Below are 17,475 nucleotides of genomic sequence, written 5' to 3'. Positions count from 1 at the left end.
GACCCGCCCCTTTTAACGATCGGCTGGTCCGCGGCGGTTCACTCGGCCGCAGTTTGTACCAGCACGACGCCGGCGACCACCAGCGCCCCGCCCGCGAGCATCGCGGGCGTCACCGGCTCGCCGAGGAACACGGCGCCGAGCCCGACCGCGACGGTCGGCTCCGCCGTCGAGAGCACGCCGGCCCGTCCCGCGTCGACGCGCGCTAGACCGGCGAAGAACGCGAAGATCGCGAACGCGGTGGCGACGACGCCGAGCGCGACGACCGCGCCCCAGCCGGTCGGCGTCGACGGCACCGTGACCGCGTTCGTCGCCGCCGCGACGAGTGCGAGTGACGCCGCGGCCGCCGGCGCGACGTAGGCGGTCAGCACGCGCTCGTCCGTCGACTCCAACGTCACGCGCGAGACGACGATGTAGGCGGCATACAGCACCGCAGCACCGACCGTCGCCGCCGCCCCGACGGGGTCGAACGCGCCCGGCCCGGTCCGCGAGATCACCACCACCCCGGCGAGCGTGAGCCCCGCGGCGACGACGGTCCGCGCGCCGACGCGCTCGTCGAGGAACACCGCCGCGAGCGCGACGACGAACAGCGGGTACGTGTAGAGAACGACGGCGGCCAATCCGGCGGTCATCCGTTCGACGCCGACGAAGAAGCCGTAGCTGACGCCCGCGTACCCCACCGCCCCCAGCGCCACCGCGGTGAGCGCCTCGCGGGGCGGCAGACCCAACGCCGGGTGCGGCCCGTCGGTCAGCGCGCGGTGGGCCAGAATCCCCGTCCAGACGACGAGGCTTCCGACGGCGAATCGGAGGGCCAGCGTCGAGGGGATGGACACGCCCGCGCCGAACGCGACCTCGCCGAGCACGCCGAGCGTGCCGAACGCGGCCGCCGAGGCGAGCACGAGCAGGCTCCCGGTCGTGTCGCCGTCCATCGGTTCGTGCTCGGGTGACGGAACGAGCCGGCATACGTCTTCGCTTCGTGCCGCGCCGCCACGCCGCCATGCGGGAGTTACGACCCGTCCAACAACGAGTCCAACTGCCTGACGCGTCGCCGAAGATCGAACTCGGGGACGATCTCCGCACCGTCGACCGCGTCGATCAGGCGGTCGAACGCCAGCGCCACGTCGACGCCCTCGCGCTCGGCGCGCTCACGCAGCGCCTGCGCGGACTCCTTGTTCAAGGCGATGGACGGCAGCGTGCCGATCAGCAGCGCGAACGCGACCCCGCCGTCGCCGTCGGGAAACGACTCGTGGACGCGGGAGAAGTCCGGGCCACCGTCGCCGGCTATCGCCTTGGGCCCGTCGGCGTCGACGGCCTCGACGGCGAGACAGTTCGGACAGAGGCTCGCGACCGCGGTTCGCTCGGGCGCGTGCGTACGGAGGGCGTCCGAGACCGCGAAGGCGACGACCTCGGTGTCACACTGGGGGCAGGTCATACCCGGCGTCGCAAGCGAGCGTACATAAACTTCGGGACAGCGGCGACGGCGCCCCGATGGGGGGCCTGCGCGACGCCGAACGCGGACTGCCGCGATCGCGGCGATCCCTCGAACGGCCCGGAGCTCCGGTCAGAGGATCGAACGCAGTGAGGACCGTCCGCCGACCACGGCGTCAGTCGTCGCTCTCGGCGACGCCGGTCTCGATCGCCTCGGCCTCGGCCTTCGCGGCGGCCTCGCGCTCTTCTTCCTCCTCTTTTTCTTCCTCTTCTTTTTTGGCCTTGATCTTCTTGAGCCGGAAGATCTCCTCGCGCTCCTGCTCCTCGAGCTTCTGCTCGATGTACTCTTTGTTCTCGTTGAGCTCGGGGAGCAGCTTGAACTCCAGGGCGTTGACGCGGCGCTTCGTCGTCTCGATCTCCTCGAGCATCTTCTTCATCGCCGTCTCGACTTCCGCGGCGAGGATGATCGACTCCAGCAGCTCCTCGTATGCGTCGGCCGCCTCGTCGATGCGAGCGGAGGAGCCGAGCACGCCGTAGCCCCGCTCGTCGAGGTTCTTCTTCACTTTCGAAGACTCGATCTGCGGGACAACCACGCCCATGATGTTCTTCGACTGGGTCGTGATCTCGGGGTGCTCTTTCAGCGCCGCGGCGGCGCCGCGGACGGCCACGTCGCCCTCCATCGCGCGGGCCTTGTTGATCTTGTCTTGGGCCGTGTCGTAGTCGGCCTCCAGCTGCTCGCGGACGTCCTGTGCCTGGTCGAGGATGTCCATGAACTCCATGATGAGGCCGTCGCGCTTCTGTTCGAGCGTGTCGTGGCCCCGCTCGGACAGATCGATCCGGTCTTCGATCTCCATGAGGTTCTTCCGGGTCGGTTTGACATCGTTCGCCATGGTCTTGTCCGGCGGTTGCGCGGCGAGGGTGTTAATCCTTGTTAGTCGGCGTGCGCGTGTGCGGCGGTCGGCCGACGACGTGGCCGAGGCTCGCGGTTCGAGCGGTCGAAAGAGGTGGATCCGTGACCGGCGTGCGCGAGACCGATTTCGCGCTCAGTCCGCGGAGACTTCCTCAGCCTCGGCGTCGACCGCCGAGGCGTCCTCGCGGTAGTGCTCCTCGATGAGCTCCTCGTCGACACGGTTGAGTTCCGTCTTCGGCAGCGTCGACAGCAGGTCCCAGCCGAGCTCGATCGTCTCGTCGATCGTCCGGTTAGTGTCGAATCCCTGCTGGACGAACTCCTCCTCGAAGGCGTCCGCGAAGTCAAGGTACTTATTGTCGCGCTCGGACAGCGCCTCCCGCCCGACGATGTTCACGAGGTCACGGAGGTCCTCACCTTCCGCGTACGCCGCGTACATCTGGTCGGACACGTCGGCGTGATCGGCGCGGGTGAGGCCCTCGCCGATACCGTCGTCCATCAGCCGCGAGAGGCTGGGCAGCACGTTCACCGGCGGCTTGATGCCCTGGCTGTGCAGCGGGCGGTCCATCATGATCTGCCCCTCGGTGATGTACCCCGTCAGGTCGGGGATCGGGTGGGTGTCGTCGTCACCCGGCATCGTGAGGATCGGGATCTGCGTGACCGAGCCCTCTCGGTCCTTGAGGCGACCCGCGCGCTCGTACAGCTGCGCCAGGTCGGTGTACATGTACCCGGGGTAGCCACGCCGGCCGGGCACCTCCTCGCGGGCGGCACCGATCTCACGGAGCGCCTCACAGTAGTTCGTCATGTCCGTCAGGACGACGAGCACGTGGTATCCCTTGTCGAAGGCGAGGTACTCCGCCGTCGTCAGCGCGAGTCGCGGCGTGACCGTCCGCTCGACCGCGGGGTCGTCCGCGAGGTTCATGAAGACGACCGAGCGCTCCAGCGCGCCCGTGCGCTCGAAGTCGTCCATGAACTCGTTGGCTTCCTCCTGCGTGATACCCATCGCGCCGAAGATCACCGCGAACTCCGACTCGTCGTCGTCGCCCTCGCCCTCCTCCTCCGGGACGGTCGCCTGGCGGGCGATCTGGAGCGCGAGGTCGTTGTGCGGCAGGCCCGAGCCCGAGAAGATCGGGAGCTTCTGACCGCGCACGAGCGTGTTCATCCCGTCGATGGCGGATACGCCCGTCTGGATGAAGTCCTCGGGGTACTCCCGACTGTACGGGTTGATCGCGGCGCCGACGATGTCGCGGCGCTCGTCCGGGACGATCTCCGGACCGCCGTCGATCGGGTTGCCGGAGCCGTCCATCACCCGACCGAGGAGGTCCTCGGTGACTGGCATCTTCAGCGTCTCGCCCAGGAAGCGGACGGACGCGTTGCGGTCGATGCCGGTCGTTCCCTCGAACACCTGGATGGCGACGATGCCGTCCTCGCTCTCGAGGACCTGGCCGCGCTTCGTCTCGCCGCTCGGCGTCTCGATCTCGACCATCTCGTCGCAGCCGATGGGCTCGTCGACCTCGGCGAACACCAGCGGGCCGCTGACTTCCGTGATTGTCTGGTACTCTTTCATGATTCAGTAGAGCGAGCGGATCTGCTCGGTGATATCCGATTTCAGTTCGTCGACGAACGTTTCCCAGTCCTCCTGGGTGGCGATCCGGTTGAGCTTCGGCGCCGCGTCGATGGACGTGATGTCCTCGATGGGGACTCCGGCGTCGAGCGCGTCGAACGCCTCGTCGTTGTACGTCTGGATCGTCGAGAGGATCGCGTACGTCTTCTCGGGCGGACAGTACATGTCCACGTCGATGAAGGCGTTCTGCTGGAGGTACCCCTCACGCAGGTACCGCGCCACCTCGAGGGTGAGCTGCTGGTCCTCCGGCAGCGCGTCCTTCCCGACGAGCTGGACGATCTCTTGGAGTTCGCCCTCCTCGTCGAGCACGTCGACCGCCCACTGCCGCTTGTCGGGCCAGTCCTCGGCGACGTTCTCCTCGAACCACGGGTCGAGCTGGTCCTGGTACAGCGAGTACGACTCGTTCCAGTTGATCGCCGGGAAGTGGCGGCGCTCCGCCAGGTCGGCGTCCAGCGCCCAGAACGTCTTCACGATACGCAGCGTGTTCTGGGTGACCGGCTCCGAGAAGTCGCCGCCGGGCGGGGAGACCGCACCGATGGCCGACACCGATCCCTCGGTGCCGTTGAGGTTCTCGAAGTAGCCGGCGCGCTCGTAGAACTCTGCCAGCCGGGCGGCGAGGTACGCGGGGTACCCCTCCTCACCGGGCATCTCCTCCAGTCGGGAGGAGATCTCGCGCATGGCCTCCGCCCACCGCGAGGTAGAGTCGGCCATCAGCGCCACGTCGTAGCCCATGTCGCGGTAGTACTCGGCGATGGTGATGCCGGTGTACACGCACGACTCGCGGGCGGCGACGGGCATGTTCGAGGTGTTCGCGATGAGCGAGGTGCGGGCCATCAGCGAGTTGCCCGTCTTCGGGTCCTCCAGCTCGGGGAAGTCCTCGATCACCTCGGTCATCTCGTTGCCGCGCTCGCCGCAGCCGACGTACACGACGATGTCGGCGTCGGCGAACTTGGCGAGGCTGTGCTGGGTGACGGTCTTCCCGGAGCCGAACGGCCCCGGAATCGCCGCGGTTCCGCCCTTGGCGATGGGGAAGAGGCCGTCGAGGATGCGCTGTCCCGACACCAGCGGCGTGCGCGGGGTGCGCTTCTCGACGGTCGGCCGCTGCTCGCGCACCGGCCACTCTTGACGCATCGCGATCTCCTCGCCGTTCTCGAGCGTGACGACGGGGTCGTCCACGGTGAACTTGCCCTCCTCGACGCTCTCGACGACGCCACCCTCGTACTCCGGCGGCACCATGACCTTGTGGTCGATGGTGACCGTCTCGGGGACGACGCCGACGATGTCGCCGGCCTCCACGGTGTCGCCGGCCTCGACCTCGGGAGTGAACTCCCACTCCTTCTCCAGGTCGATGCCGGGTGCGTCGACCCCGCGGTCGAGGAACGCGCTGTCCATCTTCTCCTCCAGTACGTCGAGCGGGCGCTGGACCCCGTCGTAGATGGCGTCCAGCATCCCCGGGCCCAGGTCGACGGAGAGGGGCTCGCCCGTGTTCTCGACGGGCTCTCCGGGGGCGACCCCGGAAGTCTCCTCGTACACCTGAATGGTCGTGACATCGCCCTCGATCTCGATTACCTCGCCCATCAGCCCTTCGTCGCCGACGTAGACGACGTCGTTCATCCGGGCGTCGAGGTCGACAGCTTTCACGACCGGGCCGCTCACGCTCTTGATGCGTCCGGTTCCTTCGGTCGTCTCGGTTTCGCTTGCCTGACTCATGTGTTCACTCATCCTCGTCCATCAGGTCGATCCCGATGGCTCGCTTGATCTGTTCGCGTAGGCCGCTCCCGGCGCCGCCGCCGAGGGTGACCAACACCGGTTCCACGCTCCCCTCCACGTCTCTGCGGACGGTCCGCGAGAGGTGATCGAGGTCCTCGTCGCGCATCACGACGATGCCGATGCCGTCGTCCGCGAGCGTCTCCTCGACCGCCTCGTCGAGGCGGTCGTCCTTTTCGTCTTCGGGGACGTTCTCGCACTTGCGGACGCCGGCGAGCCGGAACCCGGTGGTGAATTCGGGACTGCCGATGACTGCGATCTCCTGACTCATAAGACCACCAGCTCGGATTCGATCTCTTCGGGGCCGAGGCCGGCTTCCTTCCCGCGCGCGATCGCGCGGATGTTGTCCACCTCGCGCTCCTTCGTGAGCACGTACGACACGACCGGCGTCACTGACAGCGGGTGAACCAGCCCCAGCGAGTCCGCGTACTCCAGCAGGGCCACTTCGAGGGCGCGCTCGAATCCGATGAGGCTCTCGGCCGCCTCCAGTTCGGTCAGCGCCTCTGACAGCTCTTCGCCGTAGCGGGACTCGCGGATCCGCTGAATCAGTTCGTCGGTGTTAGACGCGAGCTGGCGCAGTCCGGCTGCCGAGAACAGCACGCCACCCTCGATAAAGTACTCCGAGGGGTCGATATCGGCACCTGAACGGGCCAGCCGCAGGGTGTTGATCGCGTTCCTGAAGTCAATCTCCGCCTCCAGGAACTCGCGGTACTCCGAGAGCGCCTCGCCGGTGAGGTCGTCCGTGCGGAGCAGTTTGTAGTACGCACGATCGACGGCGTTCTCCAGCGGCACCAGCACGCCCGTCGACTCGTAATCGTCGAGCGCATCGCCGAGCGCGCGACCGAACACGGTGCCCGACAGGAGCTCGACGATCTCTTCGATGGAATCGGCGTCGAGCAGCCGCTCCAGCAGGCGGTCGTCGAACTCGCCGGCGCGGATGAGGTCGTCGGAGACGGCTTCCCGGTCGGTGTCCGCGTAGACGCCGCGCAGCACGGTCTTGACGTTCCACGCGTCGAACTTACGGAGATAGCGGGCGACGTGTCCGTACAGCGCCCCCTCACACCAGCTGAGGATGTCCTCGAAGTCCTCGGCGAGGCTCGCGTTCAGCGCGTACTCGATGAGGTCGACGCCCGAGAACCGCGACCCGAGCGCGTTGATCTGCTCCTCGTAGGCCGGTGACTCCTCCATGAACCGGGCGATCTCCGCCGGACTCATCCTGGCCAGCTTCCGGTAGTCGTCCTCCTCGAACAGCGCAGCGCGCCGCGATCGAACGCGGGCGTTCACGTACTCGGGGTTCGACGTTCCGCCGTGGCTACTCATCGTCGAACAGTCGGTCGCTCAGCTCCTTGAGGTTGTCTTCCCAGACCTCCTCGAGGACCGAGTCGAACGTGTTGTTCACACGGACGCGCGACTCCTCGCTCTCGACGACCACGCCGCCGAGACACTCGCGCTCGCCGACGTACGACCACCCGTCGTAGTCCTCGAGGATCTCGGTCAGGAGCTTCTCATCGTCGGCGCGACCGCGGACCGCGACCGATTCGTCGTCCTCGAACTCGGGGGCGGCCGCGTCGAGCAGCGCTTTGGTCAGTTCCTTGCGCTCCTCGCCTTCGAGGGTGGTGATGGCCGCTTCGGTCTGCTCGCGCACGTCAGCGAGCACGTCTCGGCGCGCCTCGAGTCGCTGCTGTTTCGCCTCCAGCTTCGCCGCGGAGAGCGTCTGCTCGCGCTCCTGATCGATCTGCCGCTCGACCGCTTGTTCTCGTTCTTCGACGATACTCTCGGCCTCCTCCTCGGCCTCCGCGACGATCTCCTCGGCGCGCTCTTCGGCCTCTTCACGGATGTCCTCCGCACGCGCGTGGGCCTCGTCTCGGATGTCTTCGACGACTGTCTCCAGACTCATGGTGGAAAGGGAGGGGGCGGTTTAGACCAGGAAGATGGTGACCAGTGCGAGAATGACGAGGGTCTCGGGCAGGACCGTGAAGATCAGGCCCGTGACGAACAGGTCCTCGTCCTCGGCGACGGCGCCGACGGCGGCCGAGCCGATGCCGCGCTCGGCATAGCCGGCGCCGAAGGCTGCCAGACCGACCGCCAGCGCCGCGGCGGACGCGGACGGGATGGCCGGTGCGTTACTACCTTCCTGCAGTACAACGTTAGCGAGTTCGGGTGCGATTTCGAGCATGGTATTCGGTAGGCGGATGCCTAACTCCGGACAAGGCGTGGTTGCACCTGTGGAGTGCATAAAGCTTCCCAAAACGACCGGCGAGAAGCCCGTCTACGGCGGCCTCACGCGCCGCTGGCGTGTCAACAGTCCACACTTCGGGCCGTACTCGACACGGACCTGTCGTGATAGTTGACATCCTCTCCGCCCTAAAGGGCGAGGATTCCACGAAGTGGAGTTTGAAGTTCCGTGTATCCTCGGGGGTCAAAGACGCTTTCGCGTGCCTCGTCAGCGGTAGCCGTCCAATTGTGACCGAGGACGTGCATTGCAACGGATACAGCCCTGTCAACGGGACCTTCCCATCCAGACGCGCTGGACGCTTCAACGGGAATACCGATTCCCTCTACGGGAGGGTATCCAGCCTCTTGGGTACCGCCATTCGCGTCTCCATTACGAGGACGTGGCGGACTGGTGCTGGTTTTGTTACCCACCTCGGTCACTGGTCGAAGACCAGTAGACGGCGAAGCCGTCGTCCCGTGGGTGGGAAAGACCATCATCACGTAGCACGGTCGAACCCCACATGAGTGTTAAGAATCAAACTCGAACGGCTATCGGCGGTGTATTGCGTCAGCAATTGTCGGATTCATTCCCGCCCTGAAGGCGGGGCTTTCTCCTTGCACTTCCGTAACAGCGGTTCGGCCGCCCCGGGCGGGGCGGTCGGGAGCGGCTACTCGTCGCTCGTGAAGCGACGTTCGTGGCCGAACGGCGTGTACTCCGTCCCCCCGCCCTCGAAGAACTTCGAGAAGAACTCGTAGTACTCGAGACGGACCGCCTGCAGGCCGGCGGACGTGACTCCGAGCGCGAGCACGAGCAGGTGCCCCAGCACGAGGATCACGATGCCGCCGACGAGCGCAGCGATCCCGCCGTGGACGAGCCCGCCGAACATGATCGCCTCACGACCGTACTCTGCGGCGTAGTGCTCGGGCCCGTGAGAGAGCATGAAGTGGAACTCGCCGTCGTGCTGGTAGGCGCCGAAGAACAGAAGATTGACGACGAACGCCATCCCCGCCTTGGCGAGCAGCACCGCCGCGATCCGGGTGTAGCTCAGCACGTTCACGAGCACATCGAAGATCTCGAGGATCTCCGCGGGCGCGCCGACGGCCAGAAGCAGCGCGCCCAGGACGAACATCCCGAGCCCGAGGTAGCCGACGACCGGCGGGAAGCCGTTGAAGCCGAGGGCGAACGCCGTCGAGGCGAACTCGCCTTGGGCTTCGGGCGCGACGCCCGTGCCGTCGAACACCGAGAAGATGAACGACGGCTTCTTACCGGCGTACAGCCGGCTGAACACGAACAGCCAGAGGCCGTTCATGCCGAGGAGCCACGAGCCCTTCTCGGTGATGGCCGCCTTCGCCCCGTGGAACTCCAGTTCCTCGAGGAAGCCGAAGACGTAGCCGATGTCCAGGTGGATCAGCGCGACGACGGTCGAGACGACCAGCCACGCCTGTGCCCAGTAAATGTCGGCCGGCTGCAGTCCCTTGTGGATCGGCGGACCGTGCAGACCGAGTGCGCCCTCCCAGAGGTACGTCGAGATCAGGTGGAGCCCGAATATCTCACCGTACAACACGCCGAAGCCGGCGGTGAACAGTCCAGCGGCCATCGTGACGCCGCCCATGGACTTGAACGCCTGCGAGTCGAAGTTCGAGTAGAGGTAGTACCCGATGAGCCCGTAGAGGATCCCGTAGCCGAGGTCCCCGATCATGAACCCGAAGAACGCCGGGAACGTGAGGAACAGGACGACAGACGGGTCGAACTCGCGGTAGTTCGGGCGCCCGACCGCCTGCACGAGCACCTCGAACGGCGAGACGAGCCCGGGGTTGTCCTGCACGACCGGCGGGTCGTCGTTGCGCATGACGACCGAGCCGCCCGAACCGTCGGCGACGGCGCGTCGCTGCTCGGCCTCGTCTTCGTCGGTCGCCTCGACGCCCTCGTCGGGACCGGCGTCCTCGACCGCCGGGGGCACGTCCTCGCGGACCTGCACTTCACCGTCGGCGCCGAACGCCGCGCGCTCGACCTCTTCGATTTCGACGTGGCTTCCGACCGCGTCCTGCACCGCAGACTTGAATTGGGTGTAGCTATCGGTGGGGATCCATCCCTCGGCGACGAAGGCGTTCGCCGTCGTCGCGTACGACAGCGGCGCTTCCGTCTTCTGGACCTCGATTGCGAGCTTCTCCTCGGCCGCCAGCAGGAAGTCGGCGGCGTCGGCGCGCACCGCGTCGAGTTCCGACTCGACAGTCTCGAGGTCGGACTCGATCGACTGCCGCTCGCGCTCGAGTTCGTCGACGTACGCCTCCGGAGAGACGTTGTCGTCGTCGACCTCCGGAACGTCGAGCGCGGCGAACTCGGCGCTCACCAGCGCGTCGGCGAGCGCGCTCTCGTCGGCGTCGCCCTCGGGGTGGGCGAAGACGGCGAGCACGTCGTCGCCGAAGATCTGGTACTCGGTGAGCGCGGCCGCGTCGACGATGGCTCGTTCGACCGTCTCGCGGGCGCCCTCGCCGACCGCGACCTGCAGGGAGTCGTACCCCTGCAGCAGGTCGAGGTCGATGCCGAGCTCGGCGAACGGCTCGACCGCCTCGACGCGCTCCTCGATCGTTCGGAGCTGCGACCGAAGCTCGTCGCGGCGGTCGTCCAGCGCGTTGACCTCCTCGCGGAGATCTTCGAGCTCGGCCGCCAGCTCGTCGTCGTCGAACACGCGGGTCGGCCCCGCGTCGTCCTCGTCCACGTCGAGCATGGACTTCAGCGAGCGGACGGTGACCAGCTTCTCGGCGGCGTCTTCGGCCTCCGACTGCGGGTTCCCCTGAACGAACCCCTCCCAGCCGCCGCCGTAGTCGGTGACGTGTAGGAGATTCAGCTCGTGGACGGCCTCGACGACCGGGTCCAGATACGCCTTCGACCCGGTCACTGAGACCTTGCTCATCCGCTCAGGCCTGAGCATGTACCGCCTCCTCGAACCGTTCGACCGCGAACTCGACGACCTCGTCGATCCGGTCGCTCGCCTCGTCGACGAGTTCGTTCCGCTCGCGGCGGCCCGCCGCGATAGTCTCTTCGCGTTTCTCCTCGATCTGGTCGCGCGCTTCGTCGAGGCGCTCCTGCTCGATGCGATCGGCCTCGGCTTCAGCCTCGGCGACGATCTCGTCGGCCTCGGACCTGGCCTCCGAGATCCGCGCCTCGCGGTCGGCCTCGGCCTCGGCGACGATCTCCTCGGCATCGGCTTCGGCCTCCTTCACGCGTTCGAGAACTTCGGGTCTCGGCATGGATACTCGTCGTCTGTGGGTTTGCCCACGTCGATATAAGGTGTTTGCGGAACGCACGCGTCACGTGCGTCGCCGAGAGAGTGAGCGAAGCGAACGACCGAGGCGACGATTACGCGGCGGTGAGCTTGTGGGCGAACCGCCCCTCAACGGCGTCGCCGAGAGAGTGAGCGAAGCGAACGACCGAGGCGCCAGCTTCCGCCGCACCTGCCGTCCGATCAGCGCGCGCGAACCTGGCTCGCCGCCTTCCGCACGCCGCGTCGGATCGTCTCGCGCGCGGCGACGAACTCGACGAGTGCCCACCCGAGGGCGACGATCAGGCCGGCGACGGCGGCCGCGAACGCCCACGATCCCATCCAGACCGGGCGGACCCACGGCGTCACGCCCGACCAGGCGTCCGCGAACGCGATGGCGGGACCGGCGAACACCGTGCCGGCGAAGGTGTTGTGCACGGCGGTCGCGAACGTCAGCGAGTCGCCGGTCCCCTCGATGAGTCCCGCGGAGCCGTAGATCTGGTAGCTCCCGGTCACACCCAGATCGGCCATCGTCGGGCCGGTCGACTCGTCGCCGGTTCCGATCCGCTCGGCCTCGTACGGCCCCCACGTGGCGTAGTACTCCCAGACGATCTCCCCGCGCGGCGTCACCTCGATGACCCGGTGGTTCAGAGAGTCGGTGATGAGCGTGTTCCCGTTCGACAGTCGGTCCGCGTCGCGCGGCCAGTCGAGTTGGCCGGTGCCGACCGTCCACGTCTGCACCCACTCGCCGTCGCGGCGCTCGTACTCGACGACGCGGTCGTTCTCGGAGTCCGCGACGAGGATCGTCGGGTTGCCGTCTTCGCTGAGGAGCCAGTCCGGGTTGTGCTGCTCGTCGAGCACGTCGTGATTCCCGTCGCTGCCGAGTCGGTAGTCGATCGCCTTCGTGGAGCGGTTGATTACGATCGCCTGGTCGAAATTACGCGGGGAGACGAGATACTGGCCCTCGGCGATGCGGTCCACGTCGTTGATGTGGGTCCAGTCCTTGCTGAATCCGCCGTCGGTCGAGTTGGGGTAGTGCTTCCGGAACGTCCACTCCCAGACGACCTCCTCGGTGCTGCGGTTGTACACGAGCACGCGGTCGTCCGAGCGCTGGGCCGACTCGTTCCACTGTCGCATGTTCGCGAGGAGGAGGTTCCCGTTGGGGAGCATGTCCACGTCGTGGGTGTCGTGGAAGTCGAAGCGCTCCGTCCACACCGGCTCTCTGGTGGCCGGGTCCAGCTCGGTGACGACCGTCCCGTCGGGGTTCGTGCCGACCACGAGCAGGTTCCCGTTCGCGAGCGGGTCCACGTCGTAGAACCACCGCGCGTTCTGGTTCGACCCGTCGTACACCCACTCCGTCGAGCCGTTGCCCGCGACGCTCACGAGTCGCGCGGGCTTCTTTTTGGAGCCTTGCCCCTGGAAATGAAACCCCTGGATGGCGACGACCGTCGAGTCGTTCGCGGGCGACTCGATGGTGCCCGCCTCCAGGCCGACGGTCCCGGGCGTTCCGGTGCTGGTCGGCAGGAACGCCTGCGCGGCGGCGGGCGCGAAGAGCCCCACGACGGCGAGCGCGGCGAGCACGCGCGCTACCGTCGTTCGCGAGACGGGGAGGAAAATAGCCATACTGCCAGTCGCGGGATGTGTGGTGGAAACTCTTGTGCTCCGCACCGCAAGACTGCGTCGGTGCGAGATTCCAGACGGAACCGGATGCGAAAGACTCCGCATCCGGGACGACCGCGCTCAGACGGCGCTCGTGAGGATACCGCTGGTACGGACGACGAAGTAGACGACGAACGCCGCGGCGAGCGCCCAATGGCCGGGGCGGGTCTCGTCGCGGCGACCCGCGGCGACCTTCACGAGCGGGTAGGTGACGATGCCGGCGGCGATGCCGTACGCGATGGAGTAGGTGAACGGCATGATCAGGATGGTCATCCCGGCGGGGATGGCGACCGTCAGGTCGTCCCACGCGATCTCGACGACGTTGCGCAACATCACGATCCCGATGACGACCAGCGCGAGGTGGCTGGCGTACAGCGGGACGGCGGCCGCGAGCGGGACGAACGCCAGCGAGACAAGGAACAGGATCCCGACGACGAGCGCGGTCATACCCGAGCGACCGCCTTCCTCAACGCCGGCCGCAGACTCGATGTAGGTGGTCACCGTGGAGGTCCCGAGCATCCCGCCGACGGTGGTGCCGACGGCGTCGGCCATCAGCGGCTTGTCGATGTCGGGCAGATCGCCCTCCTCGTCGAGGAAGCCAGCGACCTGCGAGACGCCGACCAGCGTGCCGGCGGTGTCGAAGAAGTCGACGAAAAAGAATGTGAAGACGACCAGCGAAAAGGCGAGCGCGTCCACGTCCTGCAGACCAGTGACGAACGCGCCCGCGAGCGGCGAGATGTCGTACGTCGCCTGCGCGGAGAGGTTCCCGAGCAGGGCGGCCTCGGGCGCGAGCCCGGCGACCTTCACCACGCCGCCCAGCAGCGCCGTGAACAGGATGCCGATCACGACCGAGCCCGTAACGCCACGCGCGTAGAGCCCGAACGTGACGAACAGGCCGACGATCGAGACGATCGCGACGGGGTCCGACGCGACGGGGCCGAGCGTGACGAGCGTCGCCGGGTCGTCGACGACGATGCGCATCGCGTCGAGTCCGATGATGGTGAGGAACAGCCCGATACCGGTCCCGACGGCGAGCTTCACCGGCGTCGGGAAGACGTTGATGACGTACTCGCGCGCGCCGACTGCCGTGAGGAGGATGAAGATGAGCCCCTCGACGACGACGGCGGCGAGCGCCGTCTGCCACGGAACGCCGAGCGCGCCGACCACGGTGAACGCGAAGAACGCGTTCAGTCCGAGGCCGGGCGCCTGGCCGAAGGGCCGCTTGGCGTACAGCGCCATGATCAGCGTCGCCACCGCGGCGGCGATGAGCGTCACGACCGCGACCATCTGAATGGTCTGGGCGTACGGCACGCCGTCGATGATGATGCCCGGCTTCTCGCCCTCGATGCCGACGAGGATACTCGGATTCACGAATACGATGTAGCTCATCGTCAAGAACGTTGACAACCCGGCGACGACCTCCGTCCGAAGGTCCGTACCGAGTTCCTCGAAGTCGAAGTACTCCGCCAACTGCTGTTGCAGCCCCATGGCGGCACACTTGTGCATACCTTACTTAACTATTCGGCTTTTTGCCGACTAGATGTACAAGATATTGTATATTCGTTGTCGCGGAGCAGTCAGTTAACTGAACGGTGCAGAACCTCTCACGACGAGGCCGCCGAACCGAACCGAACCGCCCGGACTGTTCGTCCGGCTCGCGTCGGCGGCGACGTGCAGTTCCCGAGGGTCGTCTCGCTCGCTTGACGACGCCCTACTCGAACTGGGTCAGGGCGCCGACCGGTGCGCCGGTGATCTCGGCGGCCCGCTCGGTGCCCTCGTCGCCGACGGCGATGAGCGCGAACACGCCCGCCACGTCGGCGTCGGCCTGCAAGGCGATGTCGAGCAGGAGCTCCTGGGTCTCGCCCGAGCGGATGAGGTCGTCCACGACGAGGACGGACTCGCCGGGGTCGATTGCACCCGCGGGGAGGTAGTACGTCAGTTCGATCCCGCTCGCGAGGCGCTGGCGCGACTCGATGAACTCCTCGACGGCCGTCTCCTTCGACTTCTTCGCGTAGGCGACGCGGGCGTCGAAGTGGCTCGCCATCGCTGCGCCGAGGGTGATCCCGTCGGTCGCGGCCGTGAGGACCACGTCCGGCGTCTCGAAGTCGAACGACTCGGCGGCGACGGGGGCGACCAGGTCGAGGAACGGCTGGTCGAACACGACGCCGGAGTTGTCGACGTACCCCTCGTCGTCGAAGCCGATGCGCGCCTCCAGCTCCGCGGCGAGCGTCTCGCGGCCGATGCCGCCGACGACCTCCTGCGCGCGCTCGGCACCCGGGAGGACGTGCCCGTTGACGTAGCGGTTCAGATCGCCCGCCGGCAGGCCGGTCACCTCGGCGAGTTCGTCGTACGTTCGCGTCTCCTTCAGCGTCCGCAACACGGCGACCGCCTGCAACTGCAGGGCGGCCTTCTCGGCCCTGTTCATGGATCTATGCTCGTTCGTGCAAGTATGAACACTTCGGATTTCGAACCGTGTCGAGTCGACAGACCTGCGCATGTGTGACTACACCACGGCCCGCGCCGCGAGAGCGCAGTGAAACGCGGGGCTGCCGGAGACCGCCGACAGAAGCAGCGCGAGTGGAGCGCGGGTGGAGGGCCCGTCGCGAGTCGTCGACCGGCCGACTACTCCGAGTCCAGCAGGCGCGTCGCCGTCAGCAGCGACTCCAACTCGAGACCGTGGTCGGCCAGCAGGTCCGCCGCGCCCTCCTCCCGGTCGACGACCACGAGCACCCGGTTCACGGTCGCGCCGGCCTCGCGCAGCGCCTCGGCGGCGTCGAGCGCGGACTGTCCCGTGGTGGCGATGTCCTCCAGCACGACGACCTCCTCGCCGGCATCCAGTTCGCCCTCGATACGGTTCCCCGTGCCGTACTCCTTTGCGGCCTTCCGGACGATGACGTACGGCGATCCCGTCTCGACGGCCGTCGCGGCGACGAGCGGGACGGCCCCGAGAGCGACGCCCGCGAGCGTCGCGTCGCCGACGCGCTCGGCGTACGCCTCGGCGATGAGCCGCAGGCACGTGGGGTCCGTCTCGAAGCGGTACTTGTCGACGTAGTAGTCGCTCGTCCCGCCGTGAGAGAGCTCGAACTCGCCGAACAGGACGGCCTCCGCGTCGCGCAGCGCGGCGATCAGCTCCGCGTCGGCGTCCTCGCCGGCGCCGTCGGTGGTGTCGCTCATACGCGAGGGAGGTGCGCGCCGCCGCGAAAGGCTATCGGTCCGCATCGGCGGCGACGACCGGCACGGCCGGGAACACGGCGTCGAGCGCCGCGGCTCAGTTCGCCGCCTGACACCGCTGGACGACGCTCGCGGGGACCGGCGCGTCGACCTCGTAGGCGCCGACCGTGTGGTCGGCCGCGCGGCCCTCGAACACGACGCGGTACGTCGCCCCCTGCGTGGGACACGCGAGCGCGCTGCGGCCGGTGATGCGCGCCTCGCCGACATCGGTTTGTAGGTCCGTCCACGGTACTTTCGTGCCCGTCTCGTCGACGACGACGACCCGCTTCGAGGAGGGGACGACCCCGTCCGGGTGGGTGATCACGATCGCCGTGTCGTCGCCGTCGGCGTCGACCGTGAACGAGAAGCCCTCGGGACGGTCGATCGGCTCGCCGCCGAGCCCCGTCGCGACGACGCCGCCGATGCCCGCGACGCTGGCGGCAGCGAGGAGCATAAACGCCAGCGCGAGCGTCGGGAACATGACCCGCACGTGCTGGCGCGGCGATAGCTCGTCCTCCTCCTCGACGCCTTCCGGAGGCTCGTTCGATGCGGCGGCGTCCGGTTCGCTCACGTCCGGACCACCGCGGGGCGACCTGAAAACCGCACCGTCCCAATTCTCACGCGTGAGTATCTAAATGTGGTCGCCCGTCGCATCCACCGCACCCGCCGCGTCCGCCTCGTCTACTGCCGAATCCGCCGCACCCGCCGAACCTACCGCTTACGGTGTCGTCACCACGGCTCGTTCTTCACGCCGATCAGGTAGGCGATGCCGTTCGTGAGCACGTGCAACAGCGGCGTCGCGACGACCACGACGGCGAGCCGTTCGAGCGAGAAGGTTTCGACCGTCCACGCGGGCGCCAGCGCCAGCGCGAGCAGCAGGGCGCCGACGACGAAGTCGAGTTGGTCGAGCCCCGGGAAGGCGGCGCCCCGCTCGCGCCCCGACCGGCGCTTGATGAACGAGGCCCCGATGTCGCCGAGCATCGCGCCGAGCGCGAGCCCCAGTGCCGCCAGCGGGGGGAACGACGGGAGGTCGACGCCCGCACCGGCGCCGACGGGGCCGGCGACCGCGTTGAGCGCGACGGCGAGCGCGACGCCCGCGATCGTGCCGACGGCGGTTCCCCGCCACGTCTTGCCGTCACCGAGAATCCGGCGGCCATCCCACGTTCGACCGCCGTCGATCGGCGCGCCCCCGCCAGCGAGCACGGCGGCGTTGTTCGGCACGTACGCCGGCAGCATCACCCACAGCGCGCCCGCGACGAGTTCGACGAGTCCGGCCATCGGCCGATGCTGGCTCGCGTTTGGTGTTAAGTTGGCGGGGTTCCGGGCGACGGCGCCCGCGCTCCGGCGACGACACCGGCGTCCCCCTCGTTGTCGGCGCAGATCCACGAGACTCAAGACACCTGACC

The 17,475-nt window shown here is 67.7% G+C and carries 17 protein-coding genes; all 17 read right to left on the bottom strand.

The genetic code is table 11. The features are described 5' to 3' along the window. Nucleotides 1–38: 38 nt before the first annotated feature. On the bottom strand, nucleotides 39–926 hold the full coding sequence (locus BUE16_RS02290; RefSeq protein WP_073306777.1) for a DMT family transporter: 888 nt from the start codon (nucleotides 924–926) through the stop codon (nucleotides 39–41). A gap of 77 nt (nucleotides 927–1,003) precedes the next feature. Beyond that, nucleotides 1,004–1,429 carry a DUF6276 family protein gene (locus tag BUE16_RS02285; protein WP_073306776.1) on the bottom strand — a complete coding sequence of 142 codons (426 nt, stop codon included), beginning with the start codon at nucleotides 1,427–1,429 and terminating at the stop codon, nucleotides 1,004–1,006. Nucleotides 1,430–1,601: 172 nt separating this feature from the next. Beyond that, complete coding sequence (locus tag BUE16_RS02280) at nucleotides 1,602–2,315, bottom strand: V-type ATP synthase subunit D (protein WP_073306775.1); 714 nt, start codon at nucleotides 2,313–2,315, stop codon at nucleotides 1,602–1,604. 153 nt (nucleotides 2,316–2,468) lie between these two features. Next, entirely contained in the window at nucleotides 2,469–3,899 is a 1,431-nt protein-coding gene (locus tag BUE16_RS02275) for an ATP synthase subunit B (protein WP_073306774.1), read from the bottom strand. A gap of 3 nt (nucleotides 3,900–3,902) precedes the next feature. Next, nucleotides 3,903–5,666, bottom strand: a complete 1,764-nt coding sequence (locus BUE16_RS02270) for an ATP synthase subunit A (protein WP_073306773.1) — start codon at nucleotides 5,664–5,666, stop codon at nucleotides 3,903–3,905. Nucleotides 5,667–5,670: 4 nt separating this feature from the next. Further along, nucleotides 5,671–5,994, bottom strand: a complete 324-nt coding sequence (locus tag BUE16_RS02265; protein WP_073306772.1) for a V-type ATP synthase subunit F — start codon at nucleotides 5,992–5,994, stop codon at nucleotides 5,671–5,673. Beyond that, nucleotides 5,991–7,043, bottom strand: a complete 1,053-nt coding sequence (locus BUE16_RS02260; protein ID WP_073306771.1) for a V-type ATP synthase subunit C — start codon at nucleotides 7,041–7,043, stop codon at nucleotides 5,991–5,993. The genes BUE16_RS02265 and BUE16_RS02260 overlap by 4 nt, the downstream gene beginning before the upstream one ends. Beyond that, nucleotides 7,036–7,620 (bottom strand): V-type ATP synthase subunit E, encoded by a 585-nt coding sequence (locus BUE16_RS02255; RefSeq protein ID WP_073306770.1) that lies wholly within the window; start codon nucleotides 7,618–7,620, stop codon nucleotides 7,036–7,038. The genes BUE16_RS02260 and BUE16_RS02255 overlap by 8 nt, the downstream gene beginning before the upstream one ends. A gap of 21 nt (nucleotides 7,621–7,641) precedes the next feature. Further along, complete coding sequence (locus BUE16_RS02250; protein ID WP_073306769.1) at nucleotides 7,642–7,899, bottom strand: F0F1 ATP synthase subunit C; 258 nt, start codon at nucleotides 7,897–7,899, stop codon at nucleotides 7,642–7,644. 706 nt (nucleotides 7,900–8,605) lie between these two features. Beyond that, nucleotides 8,606–10,870 carry a V-type ATP synthase subunit I gene (locus tag BUE16_RS02245; protein WP_073306768.1) on the bottom strand — a complete coding sequence of 755 codons (2,265 nt, stop codon included), beginning with the start codon at nucleotides 10,868–10,870 and terminating at the stop codon, nucleotides 8,606–8,608. Continuing rightward, the gene (gene ahaH / locus BUE16_RS02240; RefSeq protein WP_073306767.1) at nucleotides 10,857–11,189 is read right to left on the bottom strand and encodes an ATP synthase archaeal subunit H; all 333 of its coding nucleotides are present in this window, start codon (nucleotides 11,187–11,189) and stop codon (nucleotides 10,857–10,859) included. Before ahaH ends, BUE16_RS02245 begins: the two co-directional genes overlap by 14 nt. 215 nt (nucleotides 11,190–11,404) lie before the next feature. Next, nucleotides 11,405–12,823 (bottom strand): aryl-sulfate sulfotransferase, encoded by a 1,419-nt coding sequence (locus BUE16_RS02235; RefSeq protein WP_073306766.1) that lies wholly within the window; start codon nucleotides 12,821–12,823, stop codon nucleotides 11,405–11,407. Between the two features lie 117 nt (nucleotides 12,824–12,940). Beyond that, nucleotides 12,941–14,347: an NCS2 family permease gene (locus BUE16_RS02230; protein WP_073306765.1), complete on the bottom strand. Its 1,407-nt coding sequence runs from the start codon at nucleotides 14,345–14,347 to the stop codon at nucleotides 12,941–12,943. Between the two features lie 223 nt (nucleotides 14,348–14,570). Beyond that, nucleotides 14,571–15,284: a phosphoribosyltransferase family protein gene (locus BUE16_RS02225; RefSeq protein WP_073306764.1), complete on the bottom strand. Its 714-nt coding sequence runs from the start codon at nucleotides 15,282–15,284 to the stop codon at nucleotides 14,571–14,573. Nucleotides 15,285–15,481: 197 nt separating this feature from the next. Continuing rightward, nucleotides 15,482–16,033, bottom strand: coding sequence for an orotate phosphoribosyltransferase (gene pyrE / locus BUE16_RS02220; RefSeq protein ID WP_073306763.1), 552 nt, complete (start codon nucleotides 16,031–16,033; stop codon nucleotides 15,482–15,484). 94 nt (nucleotides 16,034–16,127) lie between these two features. After that, complete coding sequence (locus BUE16_RS02215) at nucleotides 16,128–16,640, bottom strand: hypothetical protein (RefSeq protein WP_073306762.1); 513 nt, start codon at nucleotides 16,638–16,640, stop codon at nucleotides 16,128–16,130. Between the two features lie 158 nt (nucleotides 16,641–16,798). Then, nucleotides 16,799–17,347 carry a CDP-2,3-bis-(O-geranylgeranyl)-sn-glycerol synthase gene (locus BUE16_RS02210; RefSeq protein ID WP_073306761.1) on the bottom strand — a complete coding sequence of 183 codons (549 nt, stop codon included), beginning with the start codon at nucleotides 17,345–17,347 and terminating at the stop codon, nucleotides 16,799–16,801. Nucleotides 17,348–17,475 lie beyond the last annotated feature (128 nt).

This window comes from Halobaculum gomorrense (genome assembly GCF_900129775.1).
Classification (GTDB): Archaea; Halobacteriota; Halobacteria; order Halobacteriales; family Haloferacaceae; genus Halobaculum; species Halobaculum gomorrense.
This window is presented reverse-complemented; position numbering and strand designations above follow the sequence as displayed.

Coding starts and splice junctions, on each gene's coding strand:
- BUE16_RS02270 (WP_073306773.1), bottom strand. CDS start 5,666: ATGAGTCAGGCAAGCGAAACCGAGACGACCGAAGGAACCGGACGCATC.
- BUE16_RS02260 (WP_073306771.1), bottom strand. CDS start 7,043: ATGAGTAGCCACGGCGGAACGTCGAACCCCGAGTACGTGAACGCCCGC.
- BUE16_RS02280 (WP_073306775.1), bottom strand. CDS start 2,315: ATGGCGAACGATGTCAAACCGACCCGGAAGAACCTCATGGAGATCGAA.
- BUE16_RS02265 (WP_073306772.1), bottom strand. CDS start 5,994: ATGAGTCAGGAGATCGCAGTCATCGGCAGTCCCGAATTCACCACCGGG.
- BUE16_RS02290 (WP_073306777.1), bottom strand. CDS start 926: ATGGACGGCGACACGACCGGGAGCCTGCTCGTGCTCGCCTCGGCGGCC.
- BUE16_RS02255 (WP_073306770.1), bottom strand. CDS start 7,620: ATGAGTCTGGAGACAGTCGTCGAAGACATCCGAGACGAGGCCCACGCG.
- BUE16_RS02225 (WP_073306764.1), bottom strand. CDS start 15,284: ATGAACAGGGCCGAGAAGGCCGCCCTGCAGTTGCAGGCGGTCGCCGTG.
- BUE16_RS02230 (WP_073306765.1), bottom strand. CDS start 14,347: ATGGGGCTGCAACAGCAGTTGGCGGAGTACTTCGACTTCGAGGAACTC.
- pyrE (WP_073306763.1), bottom strand. CDS start 16,033: ATGAGCGACACCACCGACGGCGCCGGCGAGGACGCCGACGCGGAGCTG.
- BUE16_RS02245 (WP_073306768.1), bottom strand. CDS start 10,870: ATGCTCAGGCCTGAGCGGATGAGCAAGGTCTCAGTGACCGGGTCGAAG.
- BUE16_RS02285 (WP_073306776.1), bottom strand. CDS start 1,429: ATGACCTGCCCCCAGTGTGACACCGAGGTCGTCGCCTTCGCGGTCTCG.
- BUE16_RS02250 (WP_073306769.1), bottom strand. CDS start 7,899: ATGCTCGAAATCGCACCCGAACTCGCTAACGTTGTACTGCAGGAAGGT.
- BUE16_RS02210 (WP_073306761.1), bottom strand. CDS start 17,347: ATGGCCGGACTCGTCGAACTCGTCGCGGGCGCGCTGTGGGTGATGCTG.
- BUE16_RS02275 (WP_073306774.1), bottom strand. CDS start 3,899: ATGAAAGAGTACCAGACAATCACGGAAGTCAGCGGCCCGCTGGTGTTC.
- ahaH (WP_073306767.1), bottom strand. CDS start 11,189: ATGCCGAGACCCGAAGTTCTCGAACGCGTGAAGGAGGCCGAAGCCGAT.
- BUE16_RS02235 (WP_073306766.1), bottom strand. CDS start 12,823: ATGGCTATTTTCCTCCCCGTCTCGCGAACGACGGTAGCGCGCGTGCTC.